Here is a 21368-nt window from a genome sequence, read left to right on the forward strand (position 1 = left end):
ATAGCCATGTTCACATCGACGGATCTTACGGAGATCGAGCGCCGCCTCGACGGCATCGTGCAGGACGACCCGGAGAAGGGCATCTTCCGCGCCCGCCGCGACATGTTCTCGGACGAGGACCTGTTCGAGCTGGAGATGAAGCACATCTTTGAGGGCAACTGGATCTACATGGCGCATGAAAGCCAGATCCCCGAGCCGGGCGATTACTACACGCTGACCATGGGCCGCACCCCGGTCGTGATCACCCGCGACAAGGAAGGCGAGCTGCACGCGCTGGTTAATGCCTGCAGCCATCGCGGTGCGATGCTGTGCCGCTTCAAGCGCCGCAATCAGAAGACCTTTACCTGCCCGTTCCACGGCTGGACCTTCTCGAACACCGGCAAGCTTCTGAAGGTCAAGGACCCCAAGACCGGTGGCTATCCCGAGCAGTTCAACAAGGATGGCAGCCACGACATGACCCGCGTGGCGCGGTTCGAGAATTATCGCGGCTTCCTGTTCGGCTCGCTCAACGCCGATGTCTCCTCGCTCGCGGAGTATCTGGGCGAGACCCGCAAACTGATCGACATGGTGGTCGACCAGTCCGAGGAGGGGCTGGAGGTGCTGCGCGGCGCCTCGACCTACACTTTCGACGGCAACTGGAAGCTGCAGGCCGAGAATGGTGCCGATGGCTATCACGTCTCTTCGGTTCATTGGAACTATGTTGCCACCACCGGGCGGCGCGGCCAGGAGGGCAAGGAGGACAAGATCAAGGCCACCGACGCCTCGAAATGGTCCAAGCAGAAGGGCGGTTTCTACAGCTTCGACAACGGCCACCTGCTGCTATGGACGACCTGGGCCGATCCGACCAACCGCCCGCTCTATGCTGAGCGCGACAAGTTCGCCGCCAAGTACGGCGAGGCCAAGGCCGACTGGATGGTCGGCGTGCTGCGCAACTTGTGCCTCTATCCGAACCTGTTCCTGATGGACCAGTTCAGCTCGCAGTTGAGGGTGTTCCGCCCGATCAGCCCCACCAAGACCGAGGTGACGATCTACTGCATCGCACCCAAGGGCGAGAGCCAGGAGGCGCGCTCGCGTCGGATCCGGCAATACGAGGACTTCTTCAACGCCTCAGGCATGGCCACGCCGGACGACACCGAGGAATTCCGCGCCACGCAGCGCGGCTACCAAGGCGCGGCCCATGCCAAGTGGAACGACCTGACGCGCGGCGCCACCCACTGGATCACCGGCCCCGACGAGGAGGCAAAGGCGCTCGGCATCGAGCCGATCATGTCGGGGGCACGCACCGAGGATGAAGGCCTCTTCGTGGTCCAGCACCGGCAATGGACGGAGCGGATGGCGAAGGCGGTCGAGAAGGAGCGCGCCGCTCTTGGTAACAACACCATCGCTGCGGAGTAAGATCATGAGCACCGAAACCATCGACCGCCCCGCTACTGTTACCGAACTGAGCTTCGAGCGGATCCAGGCGTTTCTCTATGCCGAGGCGCGCGCCCTCGACGACCGCGAATGGGACGACTGGATCGGGTTCTACCATCCCGACTGCCAGTTCTGGATGCCTGCCTGGGACGACTTCGACACGCTGACCGAAGATCCCGAGAACGAGATGTCGTTGATCTTTTACTACGACCGTTCGGGCATCGAGGACCGGGTGTTCCGGATCAAGACCGACCGCTCCTCGGCGACCTCGCTGCCGGAGCCGCGCACCCAGCACAACCTCTCGAACATCGAGGTTCTGGAGCGCGCCGGCAATACGATCAAGCTGCGGTTCAACTGGATCACCAACACCTACCGCTACGGCGAGACCGACACCCACTGGGGGACGTCCTTCTACACGCTCGACGTCTCGGGGGAGAAGCCGTTGATCGCCGACAAGAAGGTGGTGCTGAAGAACGACCGCATCCACCACGTGATCGACGTCTACCACATCTGAGCCGCGGCCATCGATCGATGGCCGAGGCGTCCGCGCGCCCCGGGGAGGGGGCGCGCGACCGGGAGGAGGAACAGCATGAGCTACAGCATCGCGCTCAATTTCGAGGACGGGGTCACCCGCGTCATCGATTGCGACGAGGACGAGAAGGTGACCGACGCCGCCTTCCGGCAGAAGATCAACATCCCCATGGATTGCCGCGACGGCGTCTGTGGAACCTGCAAGTGCTTCGCCGAGAAGGGCGAGTACGAGCTCGAGTTCTACATGGACGAGGCGATGACCGAGGAAGAGGCGGAGGAAGGCTATGTCCTGACCTGCCAGATGATCCCCGAGAGCGATTGCGTCATCCGCGTTCCGGCCTCTTCACTGGTCTGCAAGACTGGCGCCGAAACGCTGGGCGGCGCGGTGGCCGGGGTGGACGTGCTGTCGGAGACCTCCTTCGGGCTGCGCGTGACGCTCGACAAGCCGATGGGCTTCCTGCCGGGGCAATACGTCAACGTCTCGGTGCCCGGTGCGGGGGTGCATCGTTCCTATTCCTTTTCCTCGGCGCCCGGTGCTGCCGAGGCCAGCTTCCTGATCCGCAATCTGCCCGGCGGGGTGATGAGCGGCTATCTCGCCCAAGCCGCCGCCATCGGTGATCGACTAGAGCTGACCGGACCGATGGGCGCATTTTACCTGCGCCCGGTGGAGCGGCCGCAGCTCTGGCTTGCGGGCGGCACCGGGCTCGCGCCCTTCCTGTCAATGCTCGAACAGCTCGCCGCGCAGGGCTGCGAGCAGCCGGTGACGCTGTATTACGCCGTGACCCGCGCCGCCGATCTGGTGGAACTGGAGCGGGTGCAGTCGCTGGCCGAAAGGATCGGTGGGGTGGAGGTGATCACCATCCTTGCGGCAGAGGAAGATGCGCATGAACGCAAAGGCTTCGTCACCGACCACATCGCGGCCGGGGATCTGAACGGGGGCGACTGCGACGTCTATCTCTGCGGCCCGCCGCCGATGGTCGAGGCGGTGCGCCAGCATTTCGCCACGCTGGGCGTGGAGCCCGCGAGCTTCCACTACGAGAAGTTCGCCCCCACTGAGTCGGCGGCGGCGGCATGAGCGGACGCTTCGCGGGCCGCGCGATGGTGGTGACCGGCGCCGCGCAGGGCATCGGCCAGCGCGTCGCCGAGCGCGCGGCGGCCGAGGGCGCCGAGGTGCTGATCGTCGACCGGGCGCCACAACGCCGCAAGGTCGCGCGGGCGATCCGCGCGGCGGGCGGCGTGGCGCATGACATCAGCGCCAATCTCGAGACCTATGCGGGCTGCGAGAAGGCGATGAAGAAGGCGGTCGAGCTGTTCGGCCGGATCGACATCCTCGTCAACAATGTCGGCGGTACGATCTGGGCCAAGCCCTACGAGCATTATGCCCAGAAGGAGATCGACGCCGAGATCCGCCGCTCGCTGTTCCCGACGCTCTATTGCTGCCGCGCGGCACTCGAGCCGATGCTGGAGGCGGGACGCGGCGTGATCGTCAACGTCTCGTCGATCGCGACGCGCGGGCTCAACCGCGTGCCCTATGCGGCGGCCAAGGGCGGGGTGAATGCGATAACCGCCAGCCTCGCCTGGGAGGTTGCCGAGCGCGGCATCCGCGTCGTCGCCACCGCGCCGGGCGGCACCGAGGCGCCGCCGCGCGCCGTGCCGCGCAACCCCAACGCGGAACAGGAACAGCGCGAGGACTGGTACCGGACCATCGTCGACCAGACGATCCAGTCCAGCCTGATGAAACGATACGGCACGCTCGACGAGCAGGCAGGCGCGATCCTGTTCCTGGCGTCGGACGAGGCATCCTACATCACGGGCGTCACATTGCCCGTGGGAGGCGGAGATCTTGGCTGAGCCGTGGGAGGCGGCGCGGCCGAAACAGTGGAGGAGAGAATCATGACGACCATCACCAAGGCGGCCCTTGCCGGGCTCGCCACGACCTTCTGCGTCGAAACCGCATCCGCCGAGCAGATCGATGTCGGGTTGCTGCTGCCCTTCTCGGGCGTTTATGCCGCGCTCGGGAACGACATCGAGGCGGGCTTCCGGCTCGGGCTCGATACCTTCGGCGCCGAGACCGACGCGACCTTCGAGGTGATCGCCGAGGACACCGAGGTCAAGCCGCCCGTGGCGCTTGCCAAGGCGCGCAAGCTGATGCTGCAGGACAATGTCGACGTGATGGTCGGCATCGTGTCCTCCGGCGTGCTCGGCGCGGTGCGCGACATGGTCGACGGGGCGGGCGTGCCGCTGATCGTCGCCAATGCCGGCAATGATGAGGCCACCGGCGTGGACTGCTCGCCCTACATCACGCGGATCTCCTTCTCGAACGGCCAGGTCAACCGCCCGATGGGCACCTGGCTGGCCGGGCAGGGCGTCGAGAAGGTCTACACCCTCGCCCCCGATTACGCCGCCGGGCGGCAGATGATCGGCGGCTTCGTCGAGACCTTCGAGGCGGCGGGCGGCGAGATCGTCGGCCAGGAGTTCACGCCGTTCCAGCAGACCCAGGATTTCGGGCCCTATCTCGCTCAGGCCAAGGCCAGCGGCGCCGACGCGGTCTATGTCTTCTATGCCGGCGGCGAGGCGATCTCCTTCGTCAAGCAGTATGACAGCTTCGGCCTCAAGGGCGAGCTGCCGCTCTACGGCTCCGGCTTCCTGACCTCGCCGCTCTACGTCGCGGCCGAGGGGCCGGCGGCCGAGGGGGTGATCGCGGCGGGGCATTACGTGCCGACCATCGACAACGAGGCCAACGCCGCCTTCGTACAGGCCTTCGAGGCCGAGAACGACCGGCTGCCCTCGGAATTCGCGGTGCATGGCTACGACGCCGCGCGGGCGTTGATCGAGGCGACGGCCACCGGCGCCGCCGACCGCGAGAGCCTGGCGCAGGCGCTGCGCGAGGTGAGCTTCGGCGGACCGCGCGGCCAGCTGTCGATCGACCCCGCGACCAACAACATCGTCCAGCCGATCCATGTCTACGAGACCGTCGCCGGCGAGGACGGGCTGACGCAGAAGGTGCTCGCCACCCTGCCGGCCGAGGCCGACCCGGCCAATGGCTGCGAGATGAACTGAGGGCCCCGGCCGCGCCCGACCGGGCGCGGCCGATCCTTTCCCTGCGATCCGAACCGGGAGACCCGCCATGACCCATGACGCCGGCTTCTGGGTGCTGCAGGCGCTCAACGCGCTGCAACTCTCGATGCTGCTATTCCTGCTTTCCGTCGGGCTGACGGTGATCTTCGGCCTGATGCATTTCGTCAATCTCGCCCATGGCGCGCTCTACGCGCTCGGCGCCTATGTCGCGGCCAGCGTGGCGGGTGCCTGGGGCGGCTTCTGGGTCGGGCTGATCGTCGCCCCGATCGCCGTCGCCGCGATGGGGGTGGTGCTCTATGGCGGGCTGATCCGCCGGATGCGGCGCTCGGGCCCGATGGCGCAGGTGCTGGTCACGTTCGGGCTGATCTTCGCGCTGCTGGACCTCACCCGCATCATCTGGGGCGACGTGGCGCTGGCCTCGGACGTGCCGGCGCTGCTCGAGGGTCAGGTGCGGCTTCTGGGCGTCGACTATCCGGCCTACCGGCTGTTCGTGATCGGGCTGGGGCTAGCGGTGCTCGCCGTGCTGGCCTTCGTGCTGGGGCGCACCCAGATCGGCGCGATGATCCGCGCCGGCGTCGACAACGACGCCATGGCCGCCTGCCTCGGCATCGATGTCGAGCGGCTGTTCTTCGTGGTGTTCTGCGTCGGCTGCGCGCTGGCGGGGCTGGCGGGGGCGGTGGCCGCGCCGCTCCTGTCGGTGACGCCCGACATGGGGCTGCAGATCCTGATCCCGGTGCTGATCGTCATCGTTATCGGCGGGCTGGGATCGCTCAAGGGGGCGATCGCCGGGGCGCTGATCTACGGGGTGGTGCAGACCTTCGGCGCGGTGCTGGCGCCGCAGCTCTCCTCGGTTCTCATCTACGCCCTGCTGGCGCTGGTCCTCGTGACCCGGCCGACCGGCCTCTTCCCCGCGAAAGGATAGAGCGATGTTCAGACACACTCCCCTGCGCGTCGCGGCGCTGGCGCTGCTCGCCGTCGCGGGCATCGGCTACGCCTTCGGCGCGAGCTATTTCGGCCTCGAGATCCTGACCGAGATCGCGATCCTCGCGATCCTAGTGCTGGCGCTCGACATGGTGGCGGGCTTCGGCGGCATGGTCTCGCTGGCGCATGGCGCGCTGGCCGGGGTCGGGGCCTATGGCTACGCCATGCTGCAGGCGCAGGCGGGCGTCGCGCCGCCCATCGCGCTTCTGGGCGCGATCGGGCTGACCGGGGCGCTGGCTTGGGCGATCGGCGCGGTCTGCGCGCGCAGCCACGGCATCTATTTCATCATGGCGACGCTGGCCTTCGGGCAGATGGCCTATTCCTACATCTTTGAGACCCCCGTCTTCGGTGGCGATGACGGTCTGGGCGGCATCTCACGGCTTGACCTCTCGGTCCTCGGGCTCGACCTGATGGACAGCCGCAACTTCGCGCTGTTCTGCCTCGCCATGGTGGCGCTGGCCTATGCCGCCTGCGCCTTCGTGCTACGCTCGGGGCTGGGGCGCAGCCTGTCGGGCGTGCATGAGAGCGAGCAGCGGATGCGCGCGCTCGGCCTCACCGTCTGGCGGGTCAAGGCGCATGTCTTCGGCCTGTCGGGCATGATCGCCGGGCTGTCGGGGGCGCTGGCGGCGCAGCACATCATGTATGTCTCGCCCGGCCTGCTGTCCTGGACCGTCTCGGGGGAGGCGCTGGTGGTGGTGATCCTCGGAGGCCTGGGCACGCTGGTCGGCCCGCTGGTCGGCGCCGCCTTCTTCGTGGTGCTCAAGCACGAGGTCGGCGCGATCACCCCTTATTGGCACCTTGTCACCGGCCTGGTGCTGATAGCGGTGGTGATGAGCCGCGCCAACGGCATCTTCGGCGCCCTGGAGGCTTGGGTCGGGCGGCGCCGCGCGGCCCGCCAACCGCAACCCCTGGCCAAGGAGGTGCCCGGCAATGCTTGAGACCCGCAATCTCGACAAGAGCTTCGGCGCGATCCACGTCACCCGCGACGTGTCGCTAAAGCTGGAGCGCGGCGAGCGCCGCGTCATTCTCGGCCCCAATGGCGCCGGCAAGACCACGCTGTTCAACCAGCTCACCGGCGAGATCGCCCCGAGCTCGGGCCGGATCATCCTCGACGGCGCGGACGTCACCGCGCTGCCGGTGGCGCAGCGCGCCAGGGCCGGCCTGTCGCGCAGCTACCAGAAGAACACGCTGTTCGACGGGCTCAGCGTGGCCGACAATCTCGGCCTCGCGGCGATGGTGGCGCAGGGCCGGGGCATGGGGCTCGGTCGCGACGGGCTCCTCCACCCGGAGGTACGCGAGACGGTGGAGGAGGTCGCCGCGCAGCTGCGGCTGTCGGACCATCTCGACGCAAGGGTAAGCGAGATCTCCTATGGCATGCGCCGACAGCTCGAGGTCGGCGTGGCACTGGCCACCCGGCCCAAGGTGATCCTGATGGACGAGCCGACCTCCGGGGTCGGGCCGGAGATGGCCAAGGGCTTCCACGATCTGCTGGCCGCGCTGCCGCGCGACCTGACGCTGCTGATCATCGAGCACGACATAGACCTCGCCTTCGCGGTGGCCGACACGATCACGGTGCTGAACTACGGCGAGGTGGTGTTCGACGGGCTGCCCGAGGCGGCGCGCGGCAGCAGCCTGCTCAAGGAAATCTATCTGGGGAGCTGGGAAGATGCTTGATCTGCTGGATGTCCGCTCGGGCTATGGCGAGACGCAGGTGCTGCACGGGCTGTCGCTCGCGGCGCGGCCGGGACGGGTGCTGGCGGTGCTGGGCCGCAACGGCGCCGGCAAGAGCACGACGCTCAAGACCATCATGGGGCTGCTGCCCTGCCGGGGCGGCGAGATCCGCCTCGACGGCGTGCCGATCGCCAAGCGCCCCTTCGACGTGGCCCGCGACGGCATCGCCTACGTGCCGGAGACGCGGGACATCTTTCCCTCGCTCACGGTGCGCGAGAACCTCGAACTCGCGGCGCGGCGCTTTGCTGCGAAAGGCGCGGGGAGCTGGACGCTCGAGCGAGTGCTCGAACTCTTCCCGCGCTTGGGCGAGCGGATGGACAATGGCGGCACGCAACTCTCGGGCGGCGAACAGCAGATGCTGGCGATCGCGCGGGCGCTGCTAATGAACCCGCGGCTGCTGATCCTCGACGAGCCGACCGAGGGACTGGCACCGATTATCGTCAAGCTGATCCATGACAAGCTGCAGGAGCTTAAGCGCGCGGGGCTGACCATGGTGGTAGTCGAGCAGAATTTCGGTTTCGCCACCTCCCTTGCCGACGACGTGGCGGTAGTTAGTAAGGGGCAGGTGGTCTGGACCGGCAGCGCTTCCGAGATCCGCGCCGACGTGGAGGCGCAGCATCGCTGGCTCGGGGTCTGAAGGCTGCATCGGTACGGGCCGCCAACGCGGCGGCCCGTGATTCAAAACATTTTGCGCGCGACCTTCTGGGCGATGTCGACGAAGTTGCGCACATGCGCACTCTGTTCGTCATAGCGATAGTTCAGCGACAGTGCGGTCCGTGCGATCTCAGGTTCGATGCGCAGGAACTTCATGCCCTTGCGCGGTGCCGAGGAAACTGATTCCGGGACGATACAGACCCCTTCGCCCACCGAGACGAGGCTAAGTGCGGTCTGTAGATCCATGCACCAGACTCGAAGTGGCACCGGGAAGCCGGCCTTCTCACAAGCGTCGAGAATGAAGTCGGCAAAGCTCGGCCGGGGGTATTCAGGGTAGAGGATCAGATTGTGCGTCGCCAACCTTTCGAGTTTGGCCACGATACGCCCGCCGGTATCGACAGTGTCAGGTAGGGCCAAGATCAGCTTTTCCTCGAGCAACTCGCGGGTGACGAATTCGGCATCCACTAGTGCCGGGCGCCCGAAGGCCACGTCGATTTCGCGCGCCACCAGCGCGCGGTGCAGCTGCGCGTTGTTCATCGGCAGCAAGCTGAGATTGACCTCGGGGTAGTTGGCCCGAAAGGATTTAATGATAGTTGGCAGGATGCCGAAGGTCGATGAGCCGACGAAGCCGATCCTGAGACGGCCTTCGGCGCCCTGGCCGATCCGCTTCACCTCGAGCCGGGCATCCTCGATCTGGCGCAGGATCGACACGCCACGCTCGTAGAGCCGCTCGCCCGCCTGCGTGAGCGAGATTGCGCTGCGGCTGCGGTCGAAGAGCTGGGCACCGAGCTCCTCCTCGAGCTGCTTGATCTGGCGACTAAGCGGCGGCTGCGCCATGCCAAGACGTTCCGCTGCGCGGCCGAAATGCAGCTCCTCAGCCAGCGCCGTGAAGTAGGTCAGTTGTCTGAAATTCATCTGTCTCCCCCGAACTGCGATCATATGGGGTACGGGCGGCACTGGCACGAAAAAAACCCCTGCCGAAGCAGGGGTCTGGGATACGCAAAGGGGGTGAATTCTACTCGGCGGCGAGCGCGGCCTCGGCCGCCCCCTCCTTGAGCACGAAATCGAAGCTCACCCGCAGGTCGGTGTCGAGATCGTCACCGGCCTTCTCGAACTTAGCGATCAGGCTCTCCTTCACCGCAAAGACAGAGTCGCTGTCGAGCCAGTCGCTGTCAGCGTCGTAGACCTGGCTGACCAGGGTGCGGTAGCCGTCCTTGGAGAGGATGAAATGCATGTGGCCAGGGCGGTTCGGGTGATGGCCCATGTAGCGCAGCAGCTCGCCCGCAGTCTCGTTGTCGGGGATCGGGTAGGCCACGGGACGCACCGCGCGGAAGGCGTAGTGCCCGTTCTCGTCGGTCTCGAAGCGACCGCGCAGGTTGTAGTCGGGCTGGTCGGGGTCGTGGTTCTCGTAAAGACCGTTGGGCGCGTCCTCCCAGACGTCGATGGTGACGCCGGTGACGGGATTGCCATGGGCGTCCCTGACATGACCCTCGAAATAGACCGTTTCCTCGTTGTCGAAATGCTTCTGCACGGTCGAGGCACCCTTGGGCAGCACTGGCGGGTTCTCGCGGTAGAAGGGGCCGAGCACGGTGGATTCGCTCTCGCTACCCTCGACCGGATGGGTGAGCATGTCGGCCAGCACTTCGACCCCGAGAATGTCGCCGAGCAGGATGAATTCCTGCCGCTTGTCGTCGCACGCCGCGCCGGCACGGGCGAGGAACTGGCAGGCTTCGATGAATTCGCCATGGGTCAGGGTCACGTCGCGGCAGAAATCATGCAGGTGACGGACCAGCGCGGTCATGATCTCGCGCTGGCGGTCGCTGATCTCGCCGTGCTGGCCGAGCGAGGCGACGACCGCATCTGTGACGGTCTCTCTGGTAACGTTGCGCATCCTCATTCCTCCTCCAAGGGGTCGCTTCGCGGGCATCTTGAGCGAGCGGCCCGGCCCGGCCAATGCTTGGGCCGGTATCGCCCGATACCCGAACTTCCGAGCCGTGGCGGGGCGATCTCCGGGGTATCGCGGGATACCCTGAGCGACATTGCCCGCCGCGCCCCTTCCACGGCAGCCTGCCGCCCGAACGCCCATCCGGGTGAGCGAGAGGAGAGGATCATGCAAGCCAGACTGCGCGCCATGCAGGCCCGGCTCAACGGTATGCCGCACCTGCGGCGGCTGGGACGGCTGTTTTCTGAGACTGTGCTGCTGAAGGTGGACGACGCGGAATACTACCTAGTCTTCGATCGCGGCGCGCTGGCGGCGATCCAGTGCGGACCGAGCCGCAAGACGCCGTGGCGCTTCGCGCTCACCACCGATGCCGAGGCGCTGGAAGCGTTCTGGCAGGAGAAGCCCGAGCCGGGCTTTCACGACATCTTTGGACTGGTAAAGATCGGCCGGGGCCGAGTCGATGGCGACATCCTCACGCTTGTGAAGAACCTGCGCTTCTTCAAGGAATTCATGGCGCTGGGGCGCGAAGTCGAAGAGGTAGCGGCATGAGTGGGACGATCGAGGCGATCACCGGGCGCTACTTGAAGCTGGAACTGGGCGGGCGCGCCCATCGCGTTTATTTCGAGGAGGCCGGGCAGGGCCGTCCGGTGCTGTGCCTTCACACTGCCGGGGCCGACACCAGACAATGGCGGCACCTGCTCAACGACGCCGAGCTCACCTCCTCGAACCGGCTCGTCGCCTTCGACATGCCATGGCACGGCAAGTCGCTGCCGCCGGAGGGGTTCGAGACCGAGGAATACCTGCTCACCACCGAGGCCTATGTCGAAACTGTGCTGGCCATGGTCGAGACACTCGGGCTCGAGCGACCGGTGCTGGCGGGCTGCTCCATGGGCGGGCGGATCGCGCTGCAGCTCGCCGCGCTGCACCCCGAGCGGTTCTCGGGCTTCATCGCGATCGAGGCCAGCGACTTCCAGCCCGCATGGTACGACATCGACTGGTTCCACCGCCCGGACGCCCATGGCGGCGAGATGGGCGCGGCGCTGGTCTCGGCCAACATCTCGCCCCACGCGCCGGAAGCCGAGCGCTGGAACACCCAGTGGATGTTCATGCAGTCGGGGCCCGGCGTGTTCCGTGGCGATCTGAGCTTCTACACCCGCGACGACAGCTTAATCGGGCGATTGGGCGACATCGACACCGCGCGTACGCCGGTGCATCTAATGGTCGGCGCCTATGACCTGACCTGCACGCCCGAAGATGCCCGCCGCACCGCCGATGCGATCCCCGGCGCGACGCTGGCGGTGATGGACGAGCTAGGCCATTTCCCGATGAGCGAGCATCCCGAGGGGTTCCGCCCGTACTTTTTGGCGGCGCTGGCGCGGATGCCCGACGCGGCGCGACGAGCGGCGTGAACGAGGGTACGGCGCCCGTCGCGACTCCTGCCGCCCGGGGGCGGGGACCGCGTGATCTCTCGGCCTCGGCGGTGACGGCGGGGCTTCTGGCGGTGCTTGTCTCCTGCGCCGGGCCGCTCCTGATCCTGTCGCAGGCGGCCCAGGCGATGGGGGTGGGAGCGCAGGTCTTCTCGTCTTGGGTCTTCGCAACGCTGGTCTCGGCCGGGCTGGCCTGCATCGGGCTAAGCCTGTGGCTGCGCGCGCCGGTGCTGGTTGCATGGTCGGCACCCGGGGCGGTGCTGCTGATCTCGGCTGGGCCAACGCTGTCACCAGGCGAGGTGGCAGGGGCCTATCTGGTCACCGCCGCGGCTATCCTCGTCATCGGGGCGAGCGGGCTGTTCGACCGGATCGTCGCGCTGGTGCCGCGCGCGGTGGCGAGCGGAATGATGGCGGGGATCTTGTTTCGCTTCGGCACCGAGGCTATGGGGGCGCTTGGCGCGATGCCGCTGGCCTTCGCGGTGCTACTCGCGGCGTTTCTCGTCCTGCAGGCGCGCCTGCCACGCATGGTGATGCCGATTGTGCTGCTGCTGGCGCTGACGCTGTCATGGGGGGTCTACGAGGTGCCGCTCGGGGAGGTCGGGTTGCGTCTGGCGCAGCCTCACATGACTTCGCCGGTCTTCTCGTCGCAGGCGTTGCTCGGGCTGGCGCTGCCTTTGGTGGTCGTGACGCTGACCGGACAGTTCCTCGGCGGGTTGGCCGTGCTGCGCTCAAACGGCTTCGACGCACCGGCTCGACCGATCCTCGTGGCAGCAAGCCTGGCAGCCCTCCCTGCCGCACTGATGGGGGGTATCACCACGGCGCTGGCCTCCATCACCATGGCGCTGGGGGCGGGTCTCGAGGCCCATCCCGACCCGTCGCGCCGCTATGTCGCCGGGGTGGCCTGTGGCGTGTTCTTCTGCCTTGCGGGTGTGTTCGGCGGCAGCATTGTTGCGGCGCTGTCGCTCCTGCCGGGCGAGGTGATCGCCCTCCTGGCCGGGCTGGCGCTTCTGGGCCCGATCGGGCGGGGCCTGTCGGAGATGATGGCCGATCCGCGGGAGGCGCAGGCGGGGCTCCTGACCTTCGTCGTCACCGCCTCGGGCGCAGGACTTTGGGGGCTCGGTGGCAGCTTCTGGGGAATCGTAGTGGGTGTGGCCGCAGCGGCAGCGGCGCGGATATTCCGCTCCGGCTGACCGTCCGATTAGGGCGGTCTGAGAATGCCTATGAGCAATACTCAGACCGCGCCTTTGTATTGTCTCACGGTAGGGCGCTCGTGGCCTCTTCTCCAGCATCGTGGCCCGGAACCCCTCGGCGGAGAGCTTCCATCCGAGGCGTTCCCGGGGGGGCGTTCAGCCGGTCGCAGATCGCGCGGATGTCCGAATCCGAGAGTTCGCCAGTGTCGAGTGGCGCAATTGCGCTAATCCGGTGCGGCCCGAAGTTTTCCCTCTCCCGTCGCGCTTCAAGCCAAGCGAACGATCTCGGGCCTTGGCAGGACTAAGATAGAAGCGGTTCGCTGAGAAAAGACCGGAAAGGGGGCAGTCATGCTCGGGGCTGATTCGCGCAACATCGCCCCCTTGGACTGCAAGATCCAAAGAAATGTGCGTTTTGACCTGAGTACGAGCTTGAGTTTGGGGCGCAGACAACGAAGCGCGGCAGCTCTGTCATCCGGGGATGCTAGGAACCAGAGCTGCCTGATAAAGTGCTGCGCCAATAGACCCGCTTCATCTAGGTGGAGGCGAGGCTCTCGCGGTCGGCCCGCCGCGCTAGCTTCTCGGCGAGGTTCGGTCCTACGCCGGGCCGCGACCAAGGGCAGACCGCGATGCAGATCCCGCAGCCATGGTGCTCGTTGAAGAAGGGCAGGCATCTATCGAAGTCGACGTACCATTTGCGCGTGCCGCGGACCTGCTGCTTCTCCGGGTAGATCGCCTCGGGCGGGCAGGCATCCTCGCAGATCCGGCAGCTCGCGCAGAAGGCATCGATGCCATGCTCACGCTGCGGGGTGGGGGCGAAGGGTGCATTGGTCAGCACCGCCGAGAGCCGGAAGTTCGCGCCGAGATCGCGGTCGATGATCGAGCCGTGCTTGCCGAGTTCCCCGAAGCCGCAGGCCAGCGCGGGTGGGATGAGGGTGAAGTCCCCGGTCATCGGCCCGGTCACCGGCTCCGCTGCCCATCCCTCCTGACGCAGCCAGCCCGCAACCTGCTTGGCGGCATGCGCGGCCCGTCCGTACTGATGGATGACCTCTGCGCAGGCCTCGACCTCGGGCGCTTGGCTAAGCCGGGCGTAGTCGTGCCGCACCCCTAGCATGATCACCCGCGACTGCGGCACAGAGCGGCCCTCGTAGCACCACTCGGCTTGCATCTCAGCGACGCCGGTCTTCTCGCACAGGCTGGCTTCGACAAAGCTGTCGAGCAGGGCGGTCCAATCTTCAGGCGCGCGCGTGACCTGCTCGGTGCCGACCTCCGGCAACGGCGCTTCGAGGATCGCCTGCCGCGCGGCCCGTTCCGCGAGAAGGGCGGGGGCGTCGGGCTGGACCGTGTAGAACCAACGCTGCATCTTGCCATGCGGGATCTGGTCCGGATCGGGGGCCCAGTAGACCAGGCGCGGCGGATGCGGATCGGGATCATCCAGCCCGTTGATGTCATTCCCCGACACGATGGGTCTTAGCGCCATCTGGGCAGGGTCGGGCTGGTAGGGGCGATACGGATTGGGCTTCGGCATGGCCGGAGGTTAGCCGATCGGCGGCACGCTACAAGCGGCCGTGGGCAAAGCGCGGGTTCACTCGAGAAGACCCTTCTTCATGACGTAAGGTCATCTGAAAAATAGTCGCCGCGACCTCGGTCAGAGGGGGGCGTCAGCCCCTTGGAGGCAAGGCGCAGGAAGGTTTGCGAAAAATCATAATCCTCGATTTTTCGCATAATTTCAGGTGTTTACGAATCTCCGGGGTGCTGCTTTAGGCCTCGCTGCCTCGAACATGTGGACAACCGAGAATCTCCGCTCGGGATTTTCACCCGGTTCGCTCATGTTGAAGGCAGACGAGGCGGTTGGAGATTTCGAGGAAGCCGTACCTGACCCACCGGGCCGCCATACAGCGGGCTTCGAACACGGCGTCAGGGCGCAGAGCAGGCAAAAAAAGAGCGCGCCCCGAAGAGCGCGCAGAAGTCGAAGGCCGACTGCGGCCCTATCACATCGCGGACCGTAGACCCGAACACCGGGCACCCGCAACAACGCAGGCGGTCATATCCATCGATCGCCCGGAGCCGTTGGTTTCCGGGAGCGGAAGAAGACATGATCCTCGATAACGACGAATGGCGGTACTCCCCGCTCAAGTACAAAAGACAGACGGCCATCCAGCTGGGACAGGTGCGGGGCGTTCTGCCCTACACCGGCGTGCGCAACCCGCTGTCCGCCAGCCATTCCAGCCACAAGGTCATGCTGACCTACCGGGTGCCGGCCAACGACAACCAGCCGAAGATCGGCCTTTGCGATAGCGCTGCCGAGCTTGCCGTGGCGCACGACCTGCTGATGCACCGGGATACCTACGATCTCGAGTTTCAGCCCTGCACCGTGAAGTTCAAGTTCGACGGTGCCCTCGAGAGCCACACCTACGATTTCCGCCTGACGCTGACGTCCGGCGAGCGGCGCCTGATCTACGTGCGCTATAGGGAAAGCCTGAAGCGCCCGCGCACGAAAGCGCAGCTGCTGGCAATCGTGGCGGCCACGCCCGCCAGCGAAGGGCATCGCGTTCTGGTCGTTGATGCCGATTCCTATTCGCGCCCGCGCCGGGACAATTTGCGGCGGATGAGGATCGCTCTCGATCATCCCGACGATTGGGCTGACGAGGTTGTCTTCGACGCGGCTTGCCACCAGCGCAACCTCTGGCTCATGCGTGACCTGATCGCCGCCATCGACCTCGAGCCGTGGCGCTCCTTCCAGTCGATCCTGCGCCTTATCGGCCGCGGCCAGATCAAGGCGAACCTCGACCAGGTGGTGGGCTATCATTCGCGTATCTGGTGGCCCGAATGAGCAAGTCGAGGCTCCCTGAACTTCCGACTGCTGCCCTCGTAACGGCCGAGGGAGAGCAGGTGCTTGTCGCTGCCCGGTCCGAGCAGGGCCATGCACTGATCAACCTGACAGGATCTGGATGGGCTCCATTTCACGATAGCGATGGTCGTCCCGTGAAGCAGGGTGCCAGCATGTTGGCTGCCGCGACCGGCAATGCGGTCGACCAGAAAGCCCATGGCTACTTCCGGTACCGGTGGCAGCTTTCCGAGGAGGAACGTGAAAACGTCAAGTTCCGGGCAGCACTCTGCCATGCCATGTCGGAGATCGAAGGTCGCGACGGCCGGCTGACCGAGGGCCGTCTCAACACGCCACAGGTGCGGCGCGAGATCGAAGAGACCGCAGGGACAATCTTTGGTCAGAAGATCGGCCGCGCGGAGATGCGGGGTGGACGGGCAAAGCTGGCCTGGCCCTTGCCGAAAGGGCGGACACTCCTGAAGTACCTCCGCATTTTCAAAGACGAAGGGGCGCACAGCGTTTCGCTGCAGGACAGGCACCGACTCAAGGGTAACCGCAGCGGTCGGGTTACCCACGATGTCCGGTTGCTCATGACGGAGGCCAGCAAGGTTTGGCTAACTGAGCGCAAACCTTCAATGGCGGTAGCTCACGCTGAGCTGCGTGACCTCATCGAAAGCAAGAACAGACTTCGTCGCAGCAGGGGCCTCAAGGACCTGCAAGTGCCATCCCTCGCCACCCTGCGTGCCCACATCATGAAGAACGTGCCTTCGATCGCGCGGCATATCGCCCGCAATGGCGAGAAAGACGCCCATAACAAGCGGGGCCCCGGTTCGACCGATGTCCGTGCGCAGATGTTGGGCGAGCTGGTCGAGATCGATGAATGCAAGCTGTCCATCATCGTCGGGATCAAGGAGGCCGGGCAGTGGGAAGAACTGGACGAGGTCCAGCGCGCGCGCCTCGTGGAACTGGAAGACGGTATCCGGAAACAGCGCATCTATCTCGTCTTGATGCTCGACGTCGCCACAAGGATGCCACTGGCGTGGGTGTTGACGGATCAGCCGCGGGCTGATGCGACGATGGCTGCCTTTGGCATGGCGACCCGCTCGAAGGAGAGGGAGCAGCAGAAGTATGGGTGCCTGCGGGAAGCAGCTCCTGCTGTCGGACTCGCTATGGTTCGCAACGATAACGGACCCGGCCTGCGCAACTCGGTGACGAAGACAGCCATGGCCGGTATCGGGACGACCTCGGTCGACATGCGGACCCATCGCAGTGCCGACAAACCCTTCGTGGAAAGGATGTTCGGCACGTTGGAGACCGAACTGATTGCGAGGCTGACGGGCTATACCGGCAACGCCCCGGGGGCTTTGCCCGCATACGATGCCGTGGCAAACGGCAAGCTGCCGGTGGGCGTGCTGTACGAGATCATCACCCGCTACCTGACCGATATCTACCCACACGAACCTCATTTCGGCTTCGGCATGTTCGGGCGCACCCCCTATGAGGTCATGCAGCAGACCCTGCGGGAGCAGGGGATGATCCCCCCGCCGTCGCCTCACGATCGGCGCGTCCATCTCGGGAAGATGGCTAGGGCTACCCCGAACGACGAGGGGATCCGGGCTTTCGGATTGCCGTACCAGAGCACTGAGTTCCAGAAGCTCCGTGACCTCTACCGCGGCAAATGGGCTGTCTACTTGGATCCCGATGACCTCCGCGCCGCGACGGTGCTGATCGAAGGCTATAAAGAACCGATCGAAGCTCAGCTGACTGCTACGTTCTTTGCTGATCTCGACTTCTACGAAGCCAAAGCGATCATCGAGGAGTGTCGCCGCCAGAACCCGCGGAATGCCAATCCTTCCGAGCATCATCTCATGGAAGCATGGCGCGCGATCAAGGCGACCAACCGGGCCTTCGAGGGCCAATTCGGCTCGTGGGAAGACATAGCGCGAAAGTTTGAGAGGATGACACAGGGCATCCATCTTCCCCAATCGACTGGCCCGCTCGCGGTCGCGATGCCGGGAAGTCTCGCAGATGCCGATCCTGTTGGCGCTTTCTCCATCGGGGAGGGCGCTCCTGAGCCGCTGGAAGTGGCGCCGGCCGCTTCACCAAATGAGACCTCGCCTACCACCCCGACAGCGCGCCGTCTCGGCCGCCCGGAAACCAAAGGAAAGATGACGTGAGCTTCATCAATAGGGATGTTCTCGACACCGCCACCGAGCTCTATCGTTGGCGCTACGAATTCGAACGGCGGGCCCAGCTGGAGCAAGCGTTCACCGGCATCGTGACGGAGTATTGGAGCCGTGCTGCAACAGGTAGGCACTTCGAAGCGCGGGGCCTGCTGGTGACCGGGGCCTCTCGCGTAGGCAAGACCAGCGAGATCAGCTTGATGCTTTCGAAGTTCAACGCGGCGCAAGACGTACTGCCCTGCGGGAAGGTGGCATCCGCCGTATCCTGCATCCTTGATGGCAAGATGAGCTGGAAGGATCTGGGGTTCAGGACGGCGGAGGCCCTTGGCTATCCTGTCCGTCAGCGCAGGATGACCCAGAGCGAGATCTGGTCGCGCGTCACGTTCCAGGCCAAGGAGCAGGGAGTGGTTGCTATCCATTTCGACGAGTGCCAGCACATCTTCCCGCGCAAGCCGGACCAGTCGACGCGGGCGCTGCTCGATAGCTTTAAGTCGCTCATGAAAAACCCGGACTGGCCGCTCATGCTGCTGCTCAGCGGGGTCGATGAGCTTGCCGGGCACGTGCGGCAGGAGGAGCAGCTTGCTCGCCTGCTTCGGCCGATCCATTTCCGGAACATCCAGTTACCGAGCGACGTGGAGGAGTTGAACCGGCTCTGCTTTCTCTATGGCGATACTGCGGGGATCAAATTCGATGGCCTCGACACCGAGGACTTCTACAACCGGTTGGCATTCGCCTGTGCCGATCGGTGGGGGTTGGTCATCGAACTTATGATCGACGCCTGCCAACACGCATTGGCCGAAGGTGCCGATCGGATGTCGGAGAGCCATTTCAGCGCAGCATTCGCTGACCGCAGCGGAACCCCAGCAGATTACACGCCGTTCAACGTGCCCGACTACGAACGTGCATTCGATATGAAGAGGATCTTGTTCGGGGTCGAGTAGGGCTCCTCTGTCCGTGGTTGGTCGGCCCGCGCAGGGGAGGTCGCGCGCCGCGAGGGGTGGCGAAGCCAGATCCGCTTGGTTCGGCTGATGCGGCCAGAGTAGCCAGTTCATGAAATGGCGCCGAAACACGTCTGGCGGGTGCGGTGAGCCGACGAAGTCATGACGGCGCGGATGAGCTACCGCAGACTTTCCGAGACGCGTGCTCCGCCGGCTAGAGGCTTGCACCCGCGCGCAGCGCTTGAGGTATCGCCTCGCGCCAGCGACTACGACGGTCTCCCCGGTTGATCTGACTGATGTCGTCCAAACATCTCGAGCTCCGCTTCCCAACTGCAAACTTGTGATCGGCTGTTTGCTGAACAGGGTCGGAGGGGTCTTGGTGCGCTCGAATACTCGCAAACAATTGCTATCAGCTCGCAAGCTTATGGCCCCGTATAAATGCTAGAGGCGCGCAGGTGGCTGATATTGCTTATTAAATTTGGGTCTAAGATCAGAGAAATCTATTCGATTCGCACTCTTATGCCGCTCTGGCAGGTATGCCAGAAAGGCATATGAGTGCGAATTGAAAGCATAAGCGTGCGAGTTACACGTCAAGTGCTTTCTACGATGACCCCGGCAGACATGCCGGGGTCATTCTCGTTTAGGCCAATGGCATAGAAAGTGGCGTTCAAGGGCCGTCCACAAGAAGAGGTTTTCGTGCTTTGTTTCGCCGTCGAAGAATCTCCGCTCCAGCAGGCCGAAAGCAGGCGACAGCAACTTCTGCCATGGCCATCCAGTCTCCAGCGACAAGCGGCGGAGCGGGACAAAAGTCTCGTCGAAGGACCGGCGATCGCTCTCAGTGATATAGGGCTGGACCGCCTTTCGCTTGGGGTTGGAAGCGTTCGTGGCTCGGATATGGCCGGAGGCAACGAGCTGCGTCATCTGCGTGGGCTTGAGGCCGACTGATTTGGCGAACACCTCGAGCGTTAGGCCCGGAGCGTGATCGATATTCAGCTTGCTTTGCAGTTCGTCTCGGTCGACCAGGATCGAGGCGTAGCCTGTGGCCTGCGAGTAGCTGCCAATTCGACGAAGCTCGCCTTTCTTGATTAGGTCGATGATCTCGGCGGGGCGGACCCGAAGCTGATGGCAGGCCTCTTGCAGCGTACGCCAGCCATGCATCTTTGCATGAACTGTTTCGGCGCCACGTAGGAGGTCAGCAACGAAGCGATGAGCATCGGTGGCCTTCCACAGAGGCTTCGCACCTGCTGCCGCGATCGCCGGCGACAGATAGCCATCTGCTCTGAGCGATTCGAATTGGGACCGAGAGATATTCATCAGCTGCTGCAGTTCGATCCCGCTCACCATTCGATTGAGCTCTTCGATGATGGGCTTCACCGCCTTGGCGTCGAACACCGCCCATTCGTCGGTGCTGCTCAAGGCCGCGCCTGTCAGTATTCCTCGCTCGCGCAGAAGTTTACGCAGACGGCGATCATCGATCCCGCCCTCCTCCGCAGCCGTCCGAACGGAATGGAGCCTACGCTCGAGAACGGGCTCCCCCATCACGTTGTCTCCTGCGCCGACCGGCCAGGTTGCCAGGATATGGTCGCGAATGATTCCCCTGAAAACGCCGTAAGGCTCGGACGTCAGTTCATGCGCAAACCTGTCGTACAGGTCGCCGAAGACGCCCTTCGGTCCCTGCCGGGGCGCTCCCAACTTGGATTGCAGCCGAGCAAGCGTGTCGCGAACTTGGTCTGGTCCTTCCGCCGAAAGCACATACCCCGTTGCCGCTTCGGCCCAAAGCTCGTCCGGATGAACGCGGTTTCGTCCTCCGGTCTCCAGACGTACCGCGGCCCGCCCTAGTAGTTCGGAAAAGACGCAGACGGCCTGCAGATCGATGCCATCGAACCAGTTCCCGCTATGCTGACCGTGCAGCCGGTCGGCCACGTATAGCTCGAAGAGGCTCGCCTCCCTCGGCTCACCATCGAGCCCCCCCTCTTCGAGGGACGTTCGGATCTCAGCTAGACGCGCAGCGAAGTCGAAGCGGACAGTTGAAGCAGGATCGGCCCATAGGTCGACCAGCGGCATTTCATGCTCGGTGCAAACACGGAGGTGGCGCAGCAACCAGTCGGCGCGCATGTGGGGCATCCAGGGGGACGGGTCCTTGGCCATGTCCTCTCGAAGGCATGCAGGGCAGCCTCTGATGGCCACGGGCTTAATGCTCTTAGCGTGGAAGATTTCACCACGAAACGAATGTTCGCGACCTCCTAGGTGAATGGGTGTCCACTCCAAAAGGGCATCGAGCGCTACCCCACCTAGTTCTGCCAAACGCTGGCAGACCAACTCATCGCCTTGAATGATCTTCGAGAAGGGAAGCTCGAAGTCCGCGCCGAAGGTACTGGTTGGCAAGCCATTCCGGCTCGCGAGGCGCGACATGAAGGAGAAGGCTGGTTCCTGTTCGCCGAGGGGAACGGAGAGGGGAAGTGATAACATTATGCCT

The 21368-nt window shown here is 64.9% G+C and carries 19 protein-coding genes; 15 read left to right on the top strand and 4 right to left on the bottom strand.

What is annotated here, in order from left to right; translation table 11 throughout:
- Window positions 1–6 precede the first annotated feature (6 nt).
- The 9 genes from benA (at window position 7) to CJ301_RS05635 (ending at window position 8371) form a co-directional block, all read left to right on the top strand.
- Window positions 7–1395 (top strand): benzoate 1,2-dioxygenase large subunit, encoded by a 1389-nt coding sequence (gene benA / locus CJ301_RS05595; protein WP_099275141.1) that lies wholly within the window; start codon window positions 7–9, stop codon window positions 1393–1395.
- A gap of 4 nt (window positions 1396–1399) precedes the next feature.
- Complete coding sequence (gene benB / locus CJ301_RS05600; protein ID WP_099275143.1) at window positions 1400–1927, top strand: benzoate 1,2-dioxygenase small subunit; 528 nt, start codon at window positions 1400–1402, stop codon at window positions 1925–1927.
- Window positions 1928–2002: 75 nt separating this feature from the next.
- Window positions 2003–3019, top strand: a complete 1017-nt coding sequence (benC, locus tag CJ301_RS05605) for a benzoate 1,2-dioxygenase electron transfer component BenC (protein ID WP_099275146.1) — start codon at window positions 2003–2005, stop codon at window positions 3017–3019.
- Complete coding sequence (locus CJ301_RS05610; protein WP_099275148.1) at window positions 3016–3795, top strand: 1,6-dihydroxycyclohexa-2,4-diene-1-carboxylate dehydrogenase; 780 nt, start codon at window positions 3016–3018, stop codon at window positions 3793–3795. Before benC ends, CJ301_RS05610 begins: the two co-directional genes overlap by 4 nt.
- Before the next feature lie 42 nt (window positions 3796–3837).
- Window positions 3838–5004: an ABC transporter substrate-binding protein gene (locus CJ301_RS05615; protein WP_254050079.1), complete on the top strand. Its 1167-nt coding sequence runs from the start codon at window positions 3838–3840 to the stop codon at window positions 5002–5004.
- A 67-nt stretch (window positions 5005–5071) separates the two neighbouring features.
- A complete protein-coding gene (locus tag CJ301_RS05620; RefSeq protein WP_099275150.1) occupies window positions 5072–5944 on the top strand; it encodes a branched-chain amino acid ABC transporter permease in 873 nt (290 codons plus the stop codon).
- Between the two features lie 4 nt (window positions 5945–5948).
- Window positions 5949–6941: a branched-chain amino acid ABC transporter permease gene (locus CJ301_RS05625; RefSeq protein WP_099275152.1), complete on the top strand. Its 993-nt coding sequence runs from the start codon at window positions 5949–5951 to the stop codon at window positions 6939–6941.
- On the top strand, window positions 6934–7677 hold the full coding sequence (locus CJ301_RS05630) for an ABC transporter ATP-binding protein (protein ID WP_099275154.1): 744 nt from the start codon (window positions 6934–6936) through the stop codon (window positions 7675–7677). The genes CJ301_RS05625 and CJ301_RS05630 overlap by 8 nt, the downstream gene beginning before the upstream one ends.
- Window positions 7670–8371, top strand: a complete 702-nt coding sequence (locus CJ301_RS05635) for an ABC transporter ATP-binding protein (protein ID WP_099275156.1) — start codon at window positions 7670–7672, stop codon at window positions 8369–8371. The genes CJ301_RS05630 and CJ301_RS05635 overlap by 8 nt, the downstream gene beginning before the upstream one ends.
- Before the next feature lie 41 nt (window positions 8372–8412).
- On the opposite strand, the gene CJ301_RS05640 is transcribed toward CJ301_RS05635, so the two are convergent.
- Together CJ301_RS05640 and CJ301_RS05645 are read right to left on the bottom strand one after the other, a co-directional pair.
- The gene (locus tag CJ301_RS05640) at window positions 8413–9303 is read right to left on the bottom strand and encodes a LysR family transcriptional regulator (RefSeq protein WP_099275158.1); all 891 of its coding nucleotides are present in this window, start codon (window positions 9301–9303) and stop codon (window positions 8413–8415) included.
- A 100-nt stretch (window positions 9304–9403) separates the two neighbouring features.
- Window positions 9404–10279, bottom strand: coding sequence for a dioxygenase (locus CJ301_RS05645; RefSeq protein ID WP_099275160.1), 876 nt, complete (start codon window positions 10277–10279; stop codon window positions 9404–9406).
- A 219-nt stretch (window positions 10280–10498) separates the two neighbouring features.
- Between CJ301_RS05645 and CJ301_RS05650 the strand changes: the two genes are divergently transcribed.
- Genes CJ301_RS05650 through CJ301_RS05660 form a run of 3 tightly spaced genes read left to right on the top strand, consistent with a single transcriptional unit; the run spans window position 10499 to window position 12947 of the window.
- Entirely contained in the window at window positions 10499–10879 is a 381-nt protein-coding gene (locus tag CJ301_RS05650; RefSeq protein WP_099275162.1) for a hypothetical protein, read from the top strand.
- Window positions 10876–11739 carry an alpha/beta fold hydrolase gene (locus tag CJ301_RS05655; RefSeq protein WP_099275164.1) on the top strand — a complete coding sequence of 288 codons (864 nt, stop codon included), beginning with the start codon at window positions 10876–10878 and terminating at the stop codon, window positions 11737–11739. The genes CJ301_RS05650 and CJ301_RS05655 overlap by 4 nt, the downstream gene beginning before the upstream one ends.
- Entirely contained in the window at window positions 11736–12947 is a 1212-nt protein-coding gene (locus CJ301_RS05660; RefSeq protein ID WP_099275166.1) for a benzoate/H(+) symporter BenE family transporter, read from the top strand. The genes CJ301_RS05655 and CJ301_RS05660 overlap by 4 nt, the downstream gene beginning before the upstream one ends.
- A gap of 532 nt (window positions 12948–13479) precedes the next feature.
- On the opposite strand, the gene CJ301_RS05665 is transcribed toward CJ301_RS05660, so the two are convergent.
- Entirely contained in the window at window positions 13480–14472 is a 993-nt protein-coding gene (locus CJ301_RS05665) for a 4Fe-4S dicluster domain-containing protein (RefSeq protein ID WP_099275168.1), read from the bottom strand.
- Between the two features lie 567 nt (window positions 14473–15039).
- Here CJ301_RS05665 and CJ301_RS05670 point away from each other — a divergent pair.
- From CJ301_RS05670 to CJ301_RS05680, 3 genes are read left to right on the top strand one after another with little or no spacing between them, the layout of a single operon-like run.
- Complete coding sequence (locus CJ301_RS05670) at window positions 15040–15777, top strand: hypothetical protein (RefSeq protein WP_099275170.1); 738 nt, start codon at window positions 15040–15042, stop codon at window positions 15775–15777.
- Window positions 15778–15836: 59 nt separating this feature from the next.
- Window positions 15837–17948: a DDE-type integrase/transposase/recombinase gene (locus tag CJ301_RS05675; RefSeq protein WP_162620428.1), complete on the top strand. Its 2112-nt coding sequence runs from the start codon at window positions 15837–15839 to the stop codon at window positions 17946–17948.
- The gene (locus tag CJ301_RS05680) at window positions 17945–18895 is read left to right on the top strand and encodes an AAA family ATPase (protein WP_099275174.1); all 951 of its coding nucleotides are present in this window, start codon (window positions 17945–17947) and stop codon (window positions 18893–18895) included. The genes CJ301_RS05675 and CJ301_RS05680 overlap by 4 nt, the downstream gene beginning before the upstream one ends.
- A 627-nt stretch (window positions 18896–19522) precedes the next feature.
- Here CJ301_RS05680 and CJ301_RS05685 read toward each other — a convergent pair.
- Window positions 19523–21361 (bottom strand): TniQ family protein, encoded by a 1839-nt coding sequence (locus CJ301_RS05685; RefSeq protein ID WP_099275176.1) that lies wholly within the window; start codon window positions 21359–21361, stop codon window positions 19523–19525.
- Window positions 21362–21368 lie beyond the last annotated feature (7 nt).

Source organism: Limimaricola cinnabarinus (assembly GCF_002723615.1).
Classification (GTDB): Bacteria; Pseudomonadota; Alphaproteobacteria; order Rhodobacterales; family Rhodobacteraceae; genus Limimaricola; species Limimaricola cinnabarinus_B.

Excerpts from the sequence above, each read along its gene's own strand:
- benB (WP_099275143.1), top strand. The coding sequence starts at position 1,400 with ATGAGCACCGAAACCATCGACCGCCCCGCTACTGTTACCGAACTGAGC.
- CJ301_RS05650 (WP_099275162.1), top strand. The coding sequence starts at position 10,499 with ATGCAAGCCAGACTGCGCGCCATGCAGGCCCGGCTCAACGGTATGCCG.
- CJ301_RS05630 (WP_099275154.1), top strand. The coding sequence starts at position 6,934 with ATGCTTGAGACCCGCAATCTCGACAAGAGCTTCGGCGCGATCCACGTC.
- CJ301_RS05655 (WP_099275164.1), top strand. The coding sequence starts at position 10,876 with ATGAGTGGGACGATCGAGGCGATCACCGGGCGCTACTTGAAGCTGGAA.
- CJ301_RS05610 (WP_099275148.1), top strand. The coding sequence starts at position 3,016 with ATGAGCGGACGCTTCGCGGGCCGCGCGATGGTGGTGACCGGCGCCGCG.
- CJ301_RS05625 (WP_099275152.1), top strand. The coding sequence starts at position 5,949 with ATGTTCAGACACACTCCCCTGCGCGTCGCGGCGCTGGCGCTGCTCGCC.
- CJ301_RS05640 (WP_099275158.1), bottom strand. The coding sequence starts at position 9,303 with ATGAATTTCAGACAACTGACCTACTTCACGGCGCTGGCTGAGGAGCTG.
- benC (WP_099275146.1), top strand. The coding sequence starts at position 2,003 with ATGAGCTACAGCATCGCGCTCAATTTCGAGGACGGGGTCACCCGCGTC.
- CJ301_RS05620 (WP_099275150.1), top strand. The coding sequence starts at position 5,072 with ATGACCCATGACGCCGGCTTCTGGGTGCTGCAGGCGCTCAACGCGCTG.
- CJ301_RS05685 (WP_099275176.1), bottom strand. The coding sequence starts at position 21,361 with ATGTTATCACTTCCCCTCTCCGTTCCCCTCGGCGAACAGGAACCAGCC.
- CJ301_RS05670 (WP_099275170.1), top strand. The coding sequence starts at position 15,040 with ATGATCCTCGATAACGACGAATGGCGGTACTCCCCGCTCAAGTACAAA.
- CJ301_RS05635 (WP_099275156.1), top strand. The coding sequence starts at position 7,670 with ATGCTTGATCTGCTGGATGTCCGCTCGGGCTATGGCGAGACGCAGGTG.
- CJ301_RS05665 (WP_099275168.1), bottom strand. The coding sequence starts at position 14,472 with ATGCCGAAGCCCAATCCGTATCGCCCCTACCAGCCCGACCCTGCCCAG.
- benA (WP_099275141.1), top strand. The coding sequence starts at position 7 with ATGTTCACATCGACGGATCTTACGGAGATCGAGCGCCGCCTCGACGGC.
- CJ301_RS05645 (WP_099275160.1), bottom strand. The coding sequence starts at position 10,279 with ATGCGCAACGTTACCAGAGAGACCGTCACAGATGCGGTCGTCGCCTCG.
- CJ301_RS05615 (WP_254050079.1), top strand. The coding sequence starts at position 3,838 with ATGACGACCATCACCAAGGCGGCCCTTGCCGGGCTCGCCACGACCTTC.